Source organism: Rhodohalobacter sp. (genome assembly GCF_041686455.1).
Taxonomy (GTDB): Bacteria; Bacteroidota; Rhodothermia; order Balneolales; family Balneolaceae; genus Rhodohalobacter.
Map to the genome: position 1 here is coordinate 1 of NZ_JAWLDW010000026.1, position 13,896 is coordinate 13,896.

Below are 13,896 nucleotides of genomic sequence, written 5' to 3' on the forward strand. Positions count from 1 at the left end.
GTTCAAGAAATAATTTCACAAATCAAGGAGTTAATCCGCAAAGGTGACGCCAAACGAGTAATCGTGAAAAATAAAAAAGGCAACGTTTTATTGGAAAGCAGATTAACATTGGGAGTTGCCGGTGCTGTTGTACTTGCAGTTTATGCCCCTTTGTTTACAGCAATTTCAGCCCTTTTGCTTTACGCAAGTGATGTAAGGGTTTTCGTTGAACGAAACGTAGACGAGTCATCCGACGAGTACGAAGTAGATGCTGAAGTGATTGATATTGAGGACGATGAGGAAAGTAAAAAAGAGGGCAAACCGGACAAAACAGTAGGTAAAGAATAAAAAAAATCGGCAAGCATCAATGACACTTGCCGATTCGAATATGCTTTATCAAAAGCTATTACTTCCAATGCTTCTGGGCAATTGCTACCTCACTATCTAATGTATCGGATAAGAAACGTTCGGCATCCAATGCGGCCCGACACCCGGTCCCTGCAGCAGTTACAGCCTGACGATAGATTGGATCCATTGCATCTCCGCTGGCAAAAATCCCGGGCATATCTGTTTCCGTTGACTGTCCTTTTGTTTGGATATATCCGACATCGTCCATGGTGAGCACATCTTTGAACAGATCTGTGTTTGGTTTATGTCCGATTGCGATAAACACACCGGTCACATCAGCCAAAGTGCTTATTACGCCTGTTACTCTATTCTTAACTTTTACACCACCTACAACCTGGTCGCCCAATACTTCCTGCAACTCTGAGTTCCAGACAAATTCAATTTTATCATTTTTAAATGCGCGATTCTGCATCGCTTTTGATGCACGCAGTTCTTCACGCCGGTGAATCACAGATACTTTACTTGCAAACTTTGTGAGGAACAGAGCCTCTTCCATTGCAGTATCGCCACCGCCAACAATGACCACGTGCTCATTGCGAAAGAACGCTCCGTCGCAGGTTGCACAGGCGCTCACACCTTTACCTCTCAGACGCTGCTCACTTGGCAGATCCAGCCATTTTGCAGATGCGCCGGTAGCAATTATTATCGCTTTGGCATAAATATCTGTCTCTTCATCTACGGTAAGCCTGTAAGGGCGGTCATCAAATTCAATGTTTGTCACATAACCGTATCGGCAGTCCGCGCCAAAACGCGTTGCTTGCTGACGAAAATCCTCCATCATCTTTGGCCCCATAACTCCCTCGGGATAGCCCGGATAGTTGTCCACTTCTGTGGTCTGTGTTAACTGCCCTCCGGGTTCGGGTCCTTCAAACACAATTGGGTTTAAATCGGCACGTGCAGCATATATTGCAGCCGTTAATCCGGCAGGCCCACTGCCTACTATAACTACGTCAAATGTTTTTCCTTGAATGTCTTCCATTTCCATTAATTAATTTCTTTTTTTTCTTTACCTAAATGTAATAAATATTGAACTCAATTTTGGTCAATCTTGTCTATCAGATGTATAGTCAGTAAAAAATATTACGTTTATCCAAACTTCCATTTTTTTAGAATAAATTTTCTGGTAAAACTTAAATTGTAAGTTGCAAATTGGCAAAATTTGGATAAGTTTAAACAAATTAACTAAAAAGGTGTGTTATGATCGTCGCCGTTTGCAAAGAAACAGAGGCTCTGGAAAAACGTGTTGCACTCACTCCGGAGGGGACCGAAAAACTATCCAAGATGGGCCTTTCCATTTATGTTGAGAGTGAAGCAGGGTCAGCATCAAGCTATTCTGATCAACAGTATCTTAATGCCGGTGCAGAAATCAAAAGTCGTGATCAAATCCTTTCTGAGTCTGACCTGCTTTTAGCTGTTCAGGCTCCACCCCAAAAGGATATTAAAAAGCTAAAAAAGAATTCAGCCCTTGTTGCTTTTTTATGGCCCCTGCAGAACCAGGAGTATGTTGAGTTACTTCTGAGTACCGGTGTTACCGGAATGGCCATGGATACCATACCCAGAATTAGCCGAGCCCAATCGATGGATGCTCTCTCATCAATGAGTAATATTGCGGGATATAAATCGGCGCTTCTCGGTGCCAACCATTTGGACAGATATTTGCCAATGATGATGACTGCTGCCGGCACTATTCCACCAGCAAAAGTACTGGTTTTAGGTGCCGGAGTTGCAGGGCTTCAGGCTATCGCAACAGCAAAGAGACTCGGAGCTGTCGTAGAAGCTTTCGATATTCGTCCTGCGGTGAAAGAACAAGTAGAAAGTCTGGGTGCAAAATTTGTAGAAGTACCGCTCGAAGAAGAATCTGAAACCAAAGGCGGCTATGCCAAAGAGTTATCAGTCAAGAATAAAGAGAAGCAGAAAGAAGTAATCCATCAGCACGTAAAAAAGTCTGATATCGTAATAACTACGGCACTTATTCCCGGAAAACCGGCTCCAAAACTCATTACCAAACAAATGGTTGAGGATATGTTGGCCGGTTCTGTAGTTGTAGATATTGCAGCGGAACAGGGAGGAAATTGTGAAGTGACCGAACCGGGAGAAGTGATCAGACATAATGAAGTAATTATTGATGGTCCGCTTAACCTACCGAGCACCCTTGCTTATCACGCAAGCAAACTATACTCTAAGAATATTCTATCCCTGTTAGATCTTTTGATCGAAGACGGCAAGCCCAATTTCAACTTTGATGATGAAATCATCGCCAACGCCACTGTTACACACCATGGCGAAATCATCTCTCCATTTGTGAAGGAGAATAGCTAACGGCAATAAAAAACTATCGATATGGAAGCTTTTATCTTTAACCTGTTCATTTTTGTACTGGCCTCTTTTGTAGGTTTTGAACTGATCACAAAAGTTCCTCCCACCCTGCATACTCCACTGATGTCCGGGGCAAATGCCATTTCCGGTATAACCTTGATTGGTGCCCTGATTATTGCCGGAGGACCCGATTCATTATATGCACAGTGGATCGGTTTCGCAGCGATTATTTTTGCAACCATTAATGTGGTTGGAGGATTTATGGTTACCGACCGAATGCTCGAGATGTTCAAGAAAAAGGAGGGTGAAAAATGAGCCAGTTCCTACCCGAAGCCTTCCAATCCTTTTTACCCAATCTTATTCAGATATTCTACCTGATAGCCACAGGATTTTTTATTGTAGGAATCAAACGGTTAGGGTCGCCGGCTACTGCTCGCTCGGGGAATCAACTGGCGTCACTCGGTATGCTGATTGGTGTAGCGGTTACCCTGTTTGACCGTGAAATTATAGCATTTGAGTTTATCATTGCCGGTGTAATTATTGGCGCCTTAATTGGAGTTTTTGCCGCTAAGAAAGTACAGATGACTGCAATGCCAGAGATGGTTGCCATATTTAACGGATTTGGCGGTGGTGCATCCGCTTTGGTTGCCTGGGGTGAATTTACCCGACTGGCACCCGCAACTTTTGATACTCAAGGTTTGGTAACAACAGGCCTTAGCATTCTTATCGGGTCTATTACATTTACAGGTAGTTTTATCGCATTTGGCAAACTTAAAGGATTTATAGGCGGTGGGCGAATCGCTCTGCCCGGCCAAAATTATATTAACTTACTTCTTACTGCGGTTGCTTTAGGTTTGGTAGGCTGGTTTGCTGTTGACCCCGAATATCAGCTGGTTTTTTGGTTACTCTTTAGCCTGGCACTTTTAATCGGTGTTTTGACTGTGCTGCCAATCGGAGGTGCAGACATGCCTGTTGTTATTTCACTGCTCAACTCTTACTCGGGAATCGCAGCTTCCATGGCAGGATTTGTGCTTGGCAACAATCTTCTGATCATTAGCGGTGCGCTGGTAGGTGCTGCCGGTCTGATTCTTACCAATATTATGTGTAAAGCTATGAATAGAACGCTATGGAACGTTCTTTTTGGAGCTTTCGGTGGCGTACCGGATGCTGGAGAAACGGACACCGGTGATAAATCCTATCAGCAGACCTTTGCTGATGATGTAGCAATACAGTGTGCCTATGCATCCAAAGTAGTCATTACACCCGGTTATGGGCTCGCCGTTGCGCAGGCACAGCACATACTGAAAGAAGTGGCAAACATGTTGGAAGAACGTGGTGTTACCGTAAAATTTGGTATTCATCCAGTAGCCGGACGAATGCCCGGACACATGAACGTACTTTTGGCTGAAGCAGATGTGCCTTATGATCAGCTCTACGATATGGACGAGATCAATCCGGAGTTCAAGTCAACAGATGTAGTTCTGATTATCGGTGCAAATGATGTGGTTAACCCGGCGGCAAAAACATCACCCGACAGCCCGATTTACGGTATGCCTATACTTAATGTGGATGATGCAAAACGAACCATTGTGTTTAAAAGAAGTATGAGTCCCGGATATGCAGGCATTGATAATAATCTTTTTTACAGTGACAAAAACCAGATGTTTTTCGGTGATGCTAAAAAATCACTACAGGAACTGGCAACAGCACTCCAAGACCTTGACTAAATAAAAAAACCCGAAGAGTTTTCTTCGGGTTTTAAAGTTTGTTTGCTAGAAACTCAATTGTTGGCAGGCAGAATTCGGTTTAGTGTGCCATTCGATTCATTAAGAAAATAAATATATCCGTCGGGAGCTTCTATTACATGGCGAATCCGTCCGATTTCTTCAACCAATCGCTCTTCTTGCACAAACTCATTTCCATCCAATTCTACTCTGGAAATCAGTTGATATGCAAGAGCACCAATCAAAGCATTTCCTTCCCAACCGGGATATTTATCTGAAGTTACAAACGCCATTCCTGCAGGGGCAATGGACGGTGTGTATTGATGTACAGGCTGCTCCATACCCTCTCGATGCGTTTCTTCAGTAATAGTTGTTCCATCGTAGTTGATACCGTATGTAATTTCCGGCCAGCCATAGTTTGCACCGGGCTTGTCATTAATATTAATTTCGTCGCCACCGCGCGGTCCGTGCTCGTTTGTCCATACAATTCCAGTTTCCGGGTGAACCGCCATTCCCTGAATGTTCCGGTGCCCATAGGAATAGATCTCATCTAAACCTTCTTTACCTACAAATGGGTTATCCTCGGGAATTGTACCGTCATCATTCAATCGAAATAGACTCCCGTTTGATTTGCTCAAATCCTGAGCAGTGTTCATCTCTCCTCTATCGCCGATTGAAAAATACATATATCCATCGTGATCAAACACAATTCGGCTTCCAAAATGGTGTCCGCGACTGGTGAACGGTGTTCCCACATAGAGCTCTTCCATATCTGTGAGTGCATGTGCTTCTTCATCAAACTTTGCACGAACAATTGCTGTCATTCCTTCCCCATTATTCGGCTTAGAATAGCTCATATAAAGCCATCCGTTTTCCTCATAGTCAGGATGAGGTTCAATATCCAGTAACCCTCCCTGATTTTGTGCAAACACTTCAGGTACACCTGCAATCGGATCACTGTGCATTTCACCATTTTTAATTTTCCTAAGAGTCCCATCACGTTCCGTAATTAGCACTAGTCCTTCGGGTAAAAATGCCGCTGCCCACGGCAGGTTCAGGTCATCAACTACCGTTTGAACGTGGAAGTCAAATTCATCTGATTCATAAAGATCACCGGGAGACTCCGGCAATGCAAAATATTCTTCTGTCGTATCTGCTTCAGAACCTTCTCCATTATTATTGGATTCCGTCTCCAAAGCTTCCGCACATCCTACAGCCAAAAACAGAAACAGAGCTGTAAAAAGAGACATTAATTTTGTTGTATTTAGAACTGTCATAGGATAGTTGTTTAAGGTTAATTGATTTATAAACTTATCTAATGCACTATTTTAACGCAAATATCCACCTTATCAGTCCAGCGTGTATGTACCGGACAGATCAAATGGAAAAGATTGACCGTCACGAAAACCGTCTAGTTCAGCAGAGATATCCGCTGATCCTTTTAGATCGTAGTTAAAGGTAGATTCTCCATTCATAATATCCATCAAAGCAGAGCCCATCTGAGAAGAACTCAATCGAATAGGTATATTTATTGTTTTCCGTTCAGAACCGGCTACTCGTATCGTTTCACCAAGTGTTGTATCCAGCCACTCGCGTCCATTTACCGTTAACTCATAGGCAGCATTAGCAATGGAAATTGCAAATGGATTCGGATTCTGAACATTAAATGATATCTCCACTTCGGCGCCATTAAGTGAAATCTGTTTTACGTCAAATTCTCCCATCGATATTCTTGGCACTTTTGGAACCGGGATCTCACCCGATGTACGCACAGGTACTTTTCGCATTCCTAACACCGGCACATCAAATTCTACTTCAGTCGAGAGAGCATAAGAAAGACTATCCTGGTGTACTACTGAACTAAATGTTTCATATACTTCAGAAAAATTCAGTGTTACAGGTATCTGGATTGACTGAGTCGATTCTCGACCAATGGAAAGAGGCTCTTCCTGCAAACCGTTAATAAAAGATTGATCATTTATAAAAAATTCATAATTATACTGTTCGGCCGAAACACCAAATCGGTTTGGGTTATCGACCTCAAAATCAAAAAGGAGCGTCACACCATCAAAAGTAATCCGCTCGATGGACATATCCTGAAATGTAACGTTGGGTTCTCGAATATCCGCTGCATCACGAATTGTGCTGCAACCCACCATAATTAATGCAATCGTAAATAGAATAAGTGTTCTTTTCATAGTCTTAATATCAACTTTAGTTGAAATAGATAAAGTCTTTTTATGTAAAAAGTTTCAACTCTTATTGGTCATTTCAGCAAGCTGTCTGCGGAATTTGGGAGCTCCGCCATTTGCCGGATGACGAACACCAATGTAATCAATTCCAAGTTCAGACAAACTCTGCTCGCACTTTCTGCCTACAGCCACAATCTTAGGGTTATTAAACAAGCTGATAAACTTTTTTAAATGTTTGAGCCCGGCTTCCATTTCACCGGCCAGTGGAGTGCGGTTACTCAACATACCTTTTTGCGGATTGTATGGATGCCACGGTACGGCATTCCATAAAACGACTTCATAAGGATCAATCCCCAAATCAGTCAAAGCTCCCCACATAATTGTAGCGGTTGGTTCACTCATTCCTTTTTCAATCAAATCCGGCCTGCTGGTCCGATTGGGCCGCTCTGTTTTAAAAACATGTTCGGGTTTAACTCCATATTTCTCTTCCTGAAAACCCAGCAAAATTCGTTCGGACGTCATTGCAATGCCGGTAAAGTGCCCTCCCTGATAACCAAGGGCCTCAGCTATAAAAAGGTACTTCGCCGATTGCTTCCTTTCTATGAGGTATGTTTCGAGTTGCTTCCTCCTGATATCCGGAGCATTGGGAACCAGATCGTTCTTTTTATCCTGATGAAACCAAGGGTTAAACAGTCCGCGGGGTGTTTGTTTCAAAGATTCAACAAACTTCGGAATCATAAAAGAGGGTTCTCAATTTAAAAATTATGTTTAAGATTACCTGTTTTCCGCCAGATAAGCCAGCTGAAGTACCCGGAGTTCACCGTAATCCACCGTTTTATCAAGGTCTTCGTAAACCGGTTTGAGGATGTCGGCTCCCACTTTATCCATCGATTCATAGACCTCGTCAATTTTTCGCTGCGAGAGTGAAGAAGCTTCCAGGATTCCATCCGGATCTATTTTATTCCCGTCATCCAGATATTTTTTTAGATTACTCAGAATGGTCACTTCCTTCACGCCGAACTGTTCAGCAAGGTGTTCAACGGACTTATTCTGGTTGAACTCTTCACCTACCAATTCGTACTTTTTCTTTTCGGTGGTCTTTTTAACTTTCTTCTTTATCGCCTTTGTTCTCTCCTCAACTTCGTTGTTTTGAGTAAATTCCTTGATGATTGGCAGAAAATCATCACCATATTTTTTCATCTTCACAGACCCCACTCCATAGATGGCCATCAAGGATTCATCATCCTGAGGGAAGTAAAATGACATCTCCATCAGAGTGGTATCGGGAAAAATGGCATACGGAGGAATTTCCTGCTCGTCTGCCAGCTCTTTCCGCTTTGCTCGCAGTTTCTCAAACAGATCTGCATTGTGTTTATTCTCTACATCTGTGCTTGTGCGCGATGGTTTGTCTTCATCTGATGTAGCCTGAGTACGGTCCAGTATTCCCTCAACCCGTTCATCTCCTTTCAACACGGCTGATGAACCGGTTGTTAATTTTAGACTTCCGTGATCGGGGTCTTTTTTCAAAAGATCTTTTCTCAGAAGCAGTCTCGACAGCTGAATCCATTGGTTTTTCGTCCACTCCTGCCCTATTCCGTAGGTTGACAGCTTGTCGTGGCCATTTTTCAGGATTTTTTTCTGCTTTGAGCCACGTAAAATATCAGCAATATAGTAGGCCCCGTACGTCTCTTCCGTACGGGCAATACAGCTCATATATTTTTGGGCCTGTTCGGTATAATCCTGCATGTTGTCTTTATACTTCAGGCAATTATCACACATACCGCACTCTTCGTGCTGATACTCTTCTCCAAAATATTCAAGCAGTGGTTTTCTGCGGCAGTCGTCGTACTCCATAAAATTCAGAATTGCATCGAGATGTTGTTCCGCAATTTTCTTCTCATCTCCCTCTTTCTGGTTGATGAAGTACTGGATTTTCTGTTTATCAGAATAACTGTAGAGAAGCATACAGTCTGCTTGGAGGCCATCGCGTCCGGCACGGCCAATTTGCTGGTAGTACGATTCGATATTCTGTGGCATATCGTGGTGCACCACAAATCGCACATCCGGCTTGTTAATGCCCATACCAAAAGCAATAGTTGCCACTATAATCTGCGCGTTATCGCGAATAAATGCCTCCTGATTGCGGGTTCGCTGTGCTTCTGAAAGCCCTGCATGATATGGCAATACAGAGTGCCCTTCAAGCTTCAAATCGCTGTAGAGTTCATTCACCTGGCGCCGGGAAAAACAGTAGATAATCCCGGACTGTTTTGGCCGGGTGTAGAGAAAGTCCAGAATCTGCTCCAGAGGGTCCTGTTTATCCACTACCTGAAGCAGCAGGTTTTTGCGGTCGAAACTGGCAACGTACGTTTCGGTTTTATTCATCTCCAGCGTAATGCGGATATCTTCTCGCACTCGAGGAGTAGCCGTTGCCGTCAGTGCCAAACAAACCGCATCAGGAAAATATTTTCTCACCTTGGCCAACTGGCGATATTCCGGCCTAAAATCGTGTCCCCATTCAGAAATACAGTGTGCTTCATCAATTGTAAAGCAGTCTACGTTTAGCTTATCCAACAGCTCTCTCGTGCTCTCCATCATCAATGTTTCAGGAGCCAGATAGAGTAGTTTTACTTCTCTATTTTTTAATTTCTGAACGTTTGCTGCATATTGCTCGGGAGTAAGTGTACTATTCAGAAAAAGAGCCGGAACACCATACTCGTCCAATTGCTCAACCTGGTCTTTCATCAACGAAATGAGCGGGGAAATAACAATAGTCAAACCGTCAAAAAGAATAGCGGGAATTTGATAGCACAGTGATTTCCCGCCGCCTGTTGGCATAATCACCAATGTGTCTTTTTTATTGAGAACGTCGGATATTACATCTTCCTGAAGCGGCCGAAACTCATCATATCCAAAAGTCTGTTTCAGGACCTGCTTCGCTTGCTTAATCATATCTGTGTTTTATTTATGCTAAATTCTATTTCTCGCCTGAATCATATCAAGATACCGGATATAACACTTCCTTACATACTTCAATTCACAAAAACCGAAAGCAGCTTATAGGAGTCCTAATATTTCAGCAGAAATTGTGCTTGTTACTTCTGTCGGGGAATCAGATAAAACTCTTCCATTCTTCCATCAGTGTAGTAGGTCTCTTCACCATCAAAAATGGCATCTTCTTCCAGCATAATCCGAATGGATCGATCCCATTCCGGAATAAAAACTTCGGCGTTCAATTCAATCGAGTGAGCCGTATTTGGGTAGAGCGGATAATCCCCTTTTCCGGGCACACCACCCTGCTGATCCCAGAGACCGATTGTTGGGCCCGCGCCGTGTCCTTGATACCCAATCGGATGGGTATAAATCGTAGCGTTGATATTTTCTGATTCCGCGTTACTCAGTGCGGAATCAAGAATTTCATTTCCGGTTCTGCCGGATTCGAATTCATTTGTAAGAATATCCTGCAACCGATTGCCAATCTTCAAAGCATCTCGCAAGCCTTCAGGAGCTTCGGTTTCGCCCGGTCGAAGCACGTACGCGTGGCGTTGGGTATCTGTACTAAGCCCCAGATACTCAATCCCAAAATCTATATGGATAAGATCACCGGGCATAATGACATCGGCACCGGCTCGACTTGAAAAATCTCCATCATGCTCGTCAGATTCACTTCGTTGAACTGAAACAGAGGGATGAAACCATGCCGTCAGATTCAGATCCCTAATTCTTTCGCGATACCACCACTGTACATCCTCAGTAGTAGTAATTCCCGGCGTAATTACTCTTTCAGACAAACCCTCAGCTACAATATTGTGAGCAATTCGGTTGATTTGCCTGTAAACAATTTTCTCCTCTTCTGTTCGGGTCTCCAGCCAGCCGATAGCCAGATTTTCTGCAGAAACAATCTTTTCTTGAAATTCAGAACTCAGACTGTTCCTCAAATTCATATAGTCCGTGTGACTAATACCGTCGGCTAATGCAAAATCATCAGAAAAATTCACAGAAATATTGTCAGGATCTCTTTCAGCAACCACTTGCCCAAATCGTTTCCACTGGTCCGGTTCTTCCTCAGGGAACCACTGTGTTTCAAAAAAGCCAATATCATATCTGGCAACCGCCAAACGCTCTACCGATTCTCCATTACCCGGATCAAAAAACATCAGAATAGTTGTTCTTCGTGATGATTGCCAGGTAGCCGGAAGCATTGTCAGCAGAACCGGATCTTCGTTATATTCCCGCGCAACCAGTACCCACATATCTACCCCTTCTCTTCTCATTAACTCCGGGACGAGATGATCAAGACGATTTTCCGTCCAGCGATCCATCACTTCGGCTCTATCTCGCATAGAAAGGATGTCCGGAGTAATCTCGTTTACCGGTTGTGCATTTATGTCGGCAATTATAAAGCAAGTAATAACAGTTAGAAGAAATATCTTTTTCATGATTTGAACTAAAATTATTTAGAAGTTTTTGCCTACGACTTACAAGAATTCCTGTTATCTTTAATAGGATAGAATGTAAATAAACTAAGCATTATGAAAATAAGCATTACCGAAACAGATCAAAGTAGAATTTCTGATGTGGATTTTGATCATCTACAATTTGGGCGTGTTTTTTCTGATCATATGCTTGAGATGGTATACCGAGACGGGAAATGGCATCAGCCTGAAATAAAACCATACGGTCCTATTCAGTTCACACCGTCTATGCAGGCTCTACATTATGGCCAGGCTATTTTTGAAGGTATGAAAGCTTACCACGTAGATAATGAAACCATTCACCTATTCCGCCCTAAAGATCACCACCAAAGACTGAACAAATCGGCCCACAGGCTTTGTATGCCAGAGGTTAACGAAGAAGTATTTATTAAAGGGCTTGAGAAGTTGATTGCACTCGACCACCAATGGGTTCCGAAAGTACACGGGCACGCTCTGTATGTCCGTCCGTTTATGTTCGCTTCAGAGGAATATCTGGCTGCCAAGGTATCCAGTGAGTACCATTTTTATGTGATTACAAGCCCTGTAGCTGCCTACTATAGAGAAGGGTTCAATCCTGTTAAACTCACAACATCAGAAAAGTTTGTGAGAGCCGTTCGTGGCGGTACCGGTGAAGCAAAGGCTGCAGGTAACTACGCCGGGAGTTTTCTTCCCGCACAAACCGCACAAAGTAGAGGGTTTACTCAGGTTATCTGGCTTGATGCCTTGGAGAATCGTTACATTGAAGAAGTTGGAACAATGAACATCTTCTTCCTGATTGATAACAAACTGTTCACACCAAAACTTTCGGGATCTGTACTTCCGGGTATTACAAGGCGGTCCGTAATTGCCGTAGCAAAGGAGTGGGGAGTAGAAGTTGTTGAACAGAGATTGGCCATAGATGAAATCATAAAAAACCATAAAGAGGGCAAATTGGAAGAAGTATTTGGCTCAGGTACCGCTACTGTGATTTCCCCGGTTGGATTGATTCATCACAACGGAGAGACAATTCACCTCGATCAGGAAAAAATCGGTCCTTTTGCCAAAAAAATGTTCAATACCATCACCGGAATTCAGTATGGAAAAATTGAAGACAACTTTGGCTGGACTCATCCCATTGCCCTGAACTCATAAACCTTCTACAGGTAGCTGGTTTTCTCACCAATAGTATAGTATCGATCTGCCGTTTTCACTTTTTGATCGACATTATTGATATTGAGATCTATGCGTCCTAAGCGAACCCCTCCGTGTCCCATTTGAGTAATTTGCGTTATACTGCCCTCCGGATTCATAACTCCAACCGGATAGTCCAGAAAAGTATGTGTATGCCCACCAATAATTAAATCAATCCCGGATACTTTCTTAGCAAGGGCTAAGTCATCCATACGGCCGTTGTTGTACCGAAACCCCAGATGACTTAAACAGATAATGAAATCACATTTGTGGTAATCTCTCAAACTGTTTTTCATACCGTTTGCCCACGCAATCGGGTCTCTATGTTTAACATCACCGTATAGTTCGGGTACAACAACTCCGTCCAGTTCAATTCCGAGCCCAAATATTCCAACACGGAATCCATCAAATTCACGCACAATCAAACGCTGCAGATAAGAATTCATCGGAGTACCGGAGGCATCATAATTTGCTGCAAGAATTGGAAAATCTGCCTTTTGTGCTGCTTCAGCAAATCCATCCGGACCACGGTCAAATTCGTGATTACCCACAGCCATCGCATCATATCCCATTTCACTCATCAGTTTAAGATCTACCTCACCGCCGTACACATCAAACCAGGGTGTACCCTGAAACACATCTCCTGCATCAAGCAAAAGAACATTCTTGTTTTTTGACCGAATCTCTTTCACTAGTGATGCGCGACGAGCAATCCCACCCAAACCGGCAAACTCTACAGCATTATCAGGAAATGGGTCTAAGCGGGCGTGGGTATCATTTGTGTACAGAATTGTTAGATCAGCAGGCGTTGCGCCAAACAACTTCGATCCGATACCCATAGGCACTATCGTACCTGCAGCTAAAAAAGCACTTTTTTTTAGAAACTCTTTTCTGCTAATCACGATCGAATCCTCCCGTCCCGATCTGCGTGAATGTTGCGACGACTTTTGAAATAGTCGATATAGAGTTCGCGGACATTTACATCGTGAAGATCAATTCGATCGGAATAGTCCCAAAGTGCAGGGAACTGGTCTCCCCCATTGGCTGCCCAGCTTGTGGTAGCCACTAAATACTCTCTATCAGAGCTTAGAGTTTGTGCATTTATCAGCACACCGCGGGCACGGCCATCTACAATTCTTAATCTCATTCCACTTACCGGAGCGCCACCCAATTCAGCAATTTGATTTGCCAGTTCAAATATTTTATCACCTTTTAATCTCAAAATTACCAGGTGATTTTCATAGGGCATAAACTCCATCACATCTTTTCGCGTCAGTTCACCGGGAGTAAGATAGAGCCGAAAAGAGGAGTCTCCGATCACGCTTACATTCACAAACCGCTTAAGCTCATGACCTGCCCTATAACGGAGTGCATCAGCAACCAAATTCCCAAGTGCACTTTCAGGTTTACTGAATCGTAATGTATCGTGTACTGTCGCAATCTTTTTACCCATTCTATCATGAAGAGTACTTCTATATGAATCCAATATAGACGATATTTCAGGATCCGGCTCAGGGTACATAATCGGCTTTTTTTGCTCAGAAAGGGGTTGTTTTTCCGTTGAAGAAAAAAGTGAGCAGCCGGCAAATAATGTAAAGGATAGCAGAAGTATTGGAGCGATTCGAATTAACATTC

Annotated in this window: 13 protein-coding genes; 5 read left to right on the forward strand and 8 right to left on the reverse strand. The window is 43.3% G+C overall.

All coding sequences use genetic code 11. The features are described 5' to 3' along the window. Window positions 1-327 (forward strand): DUF4342 domain-containing protein (locus ACESM0_RS05135; RefSeq protein WP_372904305.1); only part of this gene is annotated, 327 nt, incomplete at its 5' end. Between the two features lie 58 nt (window positions 328-385). Here the strand turns inward: ACESM0_RS05135 and trxB are convergent. Next, entirely contained in the window at window positions 386-1,372 is a 987-nt protein-coding gene (gene trxB / locus ACESM0_RS05140) for a thioredoxin-disulfide reductase (RefSeq protein ID WP_372904307.1), read from the reverse strand. Between the two features lie 212 nt (window positions 1,373-1,584). Between trxB and ACESM0_RS05145 the strand changes: the two genes are divergently transcribed. From ACESM0_RS05145 to ACESM0_RS05155, 3 genes are read left to right on the forward strand one after another with little or no spacing between them, the layout of a single operon-like run. After that, window positions 1,585-2,706: a Re/Si-specific NAD(P)(+) transhydrogenase subunit alpha gene (locus ACESM0_RS05145; protein WP_372904309.1), complete on the forward strand. Its 1,122-nt coding sequence runs from the start codon at window positions 1,585-1,587 to the stop codon at window positions 2,704-2,706. 21 nt (window positions 2,707-2,727) lie between these two features. Continuing rightward, on the forward strand, window positions 2,728-3,018 hold the full coding sequence (locus ACESM0_RS05150) for an NAD(P) transhydrogenase subunit alpha (protein WP_372904311.1): 291 nt from the start codon (window positions 2,728-2,730) through the stop codon (window positions 3,016-3,018). Beyond that, window positions 3,015-4,430: an NAD(P)(+) transhydrogenase (Re/Si-specific) subunit beta gene (locus tag ACESM0_RS05155; protein WP_372904313.1), complete on the forward strand. Its 1,416-nt coding sequence runs from the start codon at window positions 3,015-3,017 to the stop codon at window positions 4,428-4,430. Before ACESM0_RS05150 ends, ACESM0_RS05155 begins: the two co-directional genes overlap by 4 nt. A gap of 53 nt (window positions 4,431-4,483) precedes the next feature. On the opposite strand, the gene ACESM0_RS05160 is transcribed toward ACESM0_RS05155, so the two are convergent. The 5 genes from ACESM0_RS05160 to ACESM0_RS05180 form a co-directional block, all read right to left on the reverse strand. Further along, on the reverse strand, window positions 4,484-5,677 hold the full coding sequence (locus tag ACESM0_RS05160; RefSeq protein WP_372904315.1) for a PQQ-dependent sugar dehydrogenase: 1,194 nt from the start codon (window positions 5,675-5,677) through the stop codon (window positions 4,484-4,486). Between the two features lie 99 nt (window positions 5,678-5,776). Continuing rightward, window positions 5,777-6,625, reverse strand: coding sequence for an LEA type 2 family protein (locus tag ACESM0_RS05165; protein WP_372904317.1), 849 nt, complete (start codon window positions 6,623-6,625; stop codon window positions 5,777-5,779). Window positions 6,626-6,679: 54 nt separating this feature from the next. Beyond that, window positions 6,680-7,357 carry a uracil-DNA glycosylase gene (locus tag ACESM0_RS05170; protein WP_372904319.1) on the reverse strand — a complete coding sequence of 226 codons (678 nt, stop codon included), beginning with the start codon at window positions 7,355-7,357 and terminating at the stop codon, window positions 6,680-6,682. Window positions 7,358-7,393: 36 nt separating this feature from the next. Next, window positions 7,394-9,568 carry a DNA helicase RecQ gene (gene recQ, locus ACESM0_RS05175; protein WP_372904321.1) on the reverse strand — a complete coding sequence of 725 codons (2,175 nt, stop codon included), beginning with the start codon at window positions 9,566-9,568 and terminating at the stop codon, window positions 7,394-7,396. A gap of 143 nt (window positions 9,569-9,711) precedes the next feature. Beyond that, a complete protein-coding gene (locus ACESM0_RS05180; protein ID WP_372904323.1) occupies window positions 9,712-11,055 on the reverse strand; it encodes a M24 family metallopeptidase in 1,344 nt (447 codons plus the stop codon). Window positions 11,056-11,148: 93 nt separating this feature from the next. Between ACESM0_RS05180 and ACESM0_RS05185 the strand changes: the two genes are divergently transcribed. Then, window positions 11,149-12,222 carry a branched-chain amino acid aminotransferase gene (locus ACESM0_RS05185; protein WP_372904325.1) on the forward strand — a complete coding sequence of 358 codons (1,074 nt, stop codon included), beginning with the start codon at window positions 11,149-11,151 and terminating at the stop codon, window positions 12,220-12,222. 5 nt (window positions 12,223-12,227) lie between these two features. On the opposite strand, the gene ACESM0_RS05190 is transcribed toward ACESM0_RS05185, so the two are convergent. Both ACESM0_RS05190 and ACESM0_RS05195 read right to left on the reverse strand, forming a co-directional pair. Next, window positions 12,228-13,163 carry a bifunctional metallophosphatase/5'-nucleotidase gene (locus ACESM0_RS05190; RefSeq protein WP_372904327.1) on the reverse strand — a complete coding sequence of 312 codons (936 nt, stop codon included), beginning with the start codon at window positions 13,161-13,163 and terminating at the stop codon, window positions 12,228-12,230. Continuing rightward, entirely contained in the window at window positions 13,160-13,894 is a 735-nt protein-coding gene (locus tag ACESM0_RS05195) for a 5'-nucleotidase C-terminal domain-containing protein (RefSeq protein ID WP_372904329.1), read from the reverse strand. Before ACESM0_RS05195 ends, ACESM0_RS05190 begins: the two co-directional genes overlap by 4 nt. Window positions 13,895-13,896: the final 2 nt, after the last annotated feature.

Bases quoted from the DNA above. Each gene is read 5' to 3' on its own strand.
- trxB (WP_372904307.1), bottom strand. From the start codon at position 1,372: ATGGAAATGGAAGACATTCAAGGAAAAACATTTGACGTAGTTATAGTA.
- ACESM0_RS05145 (WP_372904309.1), top strand. From the start codon at position 1,585: ATGATCGTCGCCGTTTGCAAAGAAACAGAGGCTCTGGAAAAACGTGTT.
- ACESM0_RS05150 (WP_372904311.1), top strand. From the start codon at position 2,728: ATGGAAGCTTTTATCTTTAACCTGTTCATTTTTGTACTGGCCTCTTTT.
- ACESM0_RS05155 (WP_372904313.1), top strand. From the start codon at position 3,015: ATGAGCCAGTTCCTACCCGAAGCCTTCCAATCCTTTTTACCCAATCTT.
- ACESM0_RS05160 (WP_372904315.1), bottom strand. From the start codon at position 5,677: ATGTCTCTTTTTACAGCTCTGTTTCTGTTTTTGGCTGTAGGATGTGCG.
- ACESM0_RS05165 (WP_372904317.1), bottom strand. From the start codon at position 6,625: ATGAAAAGAACACTTATTCTATTTACGATTGCATTAATTATGGTGGGT.
- ACESM0_RS05170 (WP_372904319.1), bottom strand. From the start codon at position 7,357: ATGATTCCGAAGTTTGTTGAATCTTTGAAACAAACACCCCGCGGACTG.
- recQ (WP_372904321.1), bottom strand. From the start codon at position 9,568: ATGATTAAGCAAGCGAAGCAGGTCCTGAAACAGACTTTTGGATATGAT.
- ACESM0_RS05180 (WP_372904323.1), bottom strand. From the start codon at position 11,055: ATGAAAAAGATATTTCTTCTAACTGTTATTACTTGCTTTATAATTGCC.
- ACESM0_RS05185 (WP_372904325.1), top strand. From the start codon at position 11,149: ATGAAAATAAGCATTACCGAAACAGATCAAAGTAGAATTTCTGATGTG.
- ACESM0_RS05195 (WP_372904329.1), bottom strand. From the start codon at position 13,894: ATGTTAATTCGAATCGCTCCAATACTTCTGCTATCCTTTACATTATTT.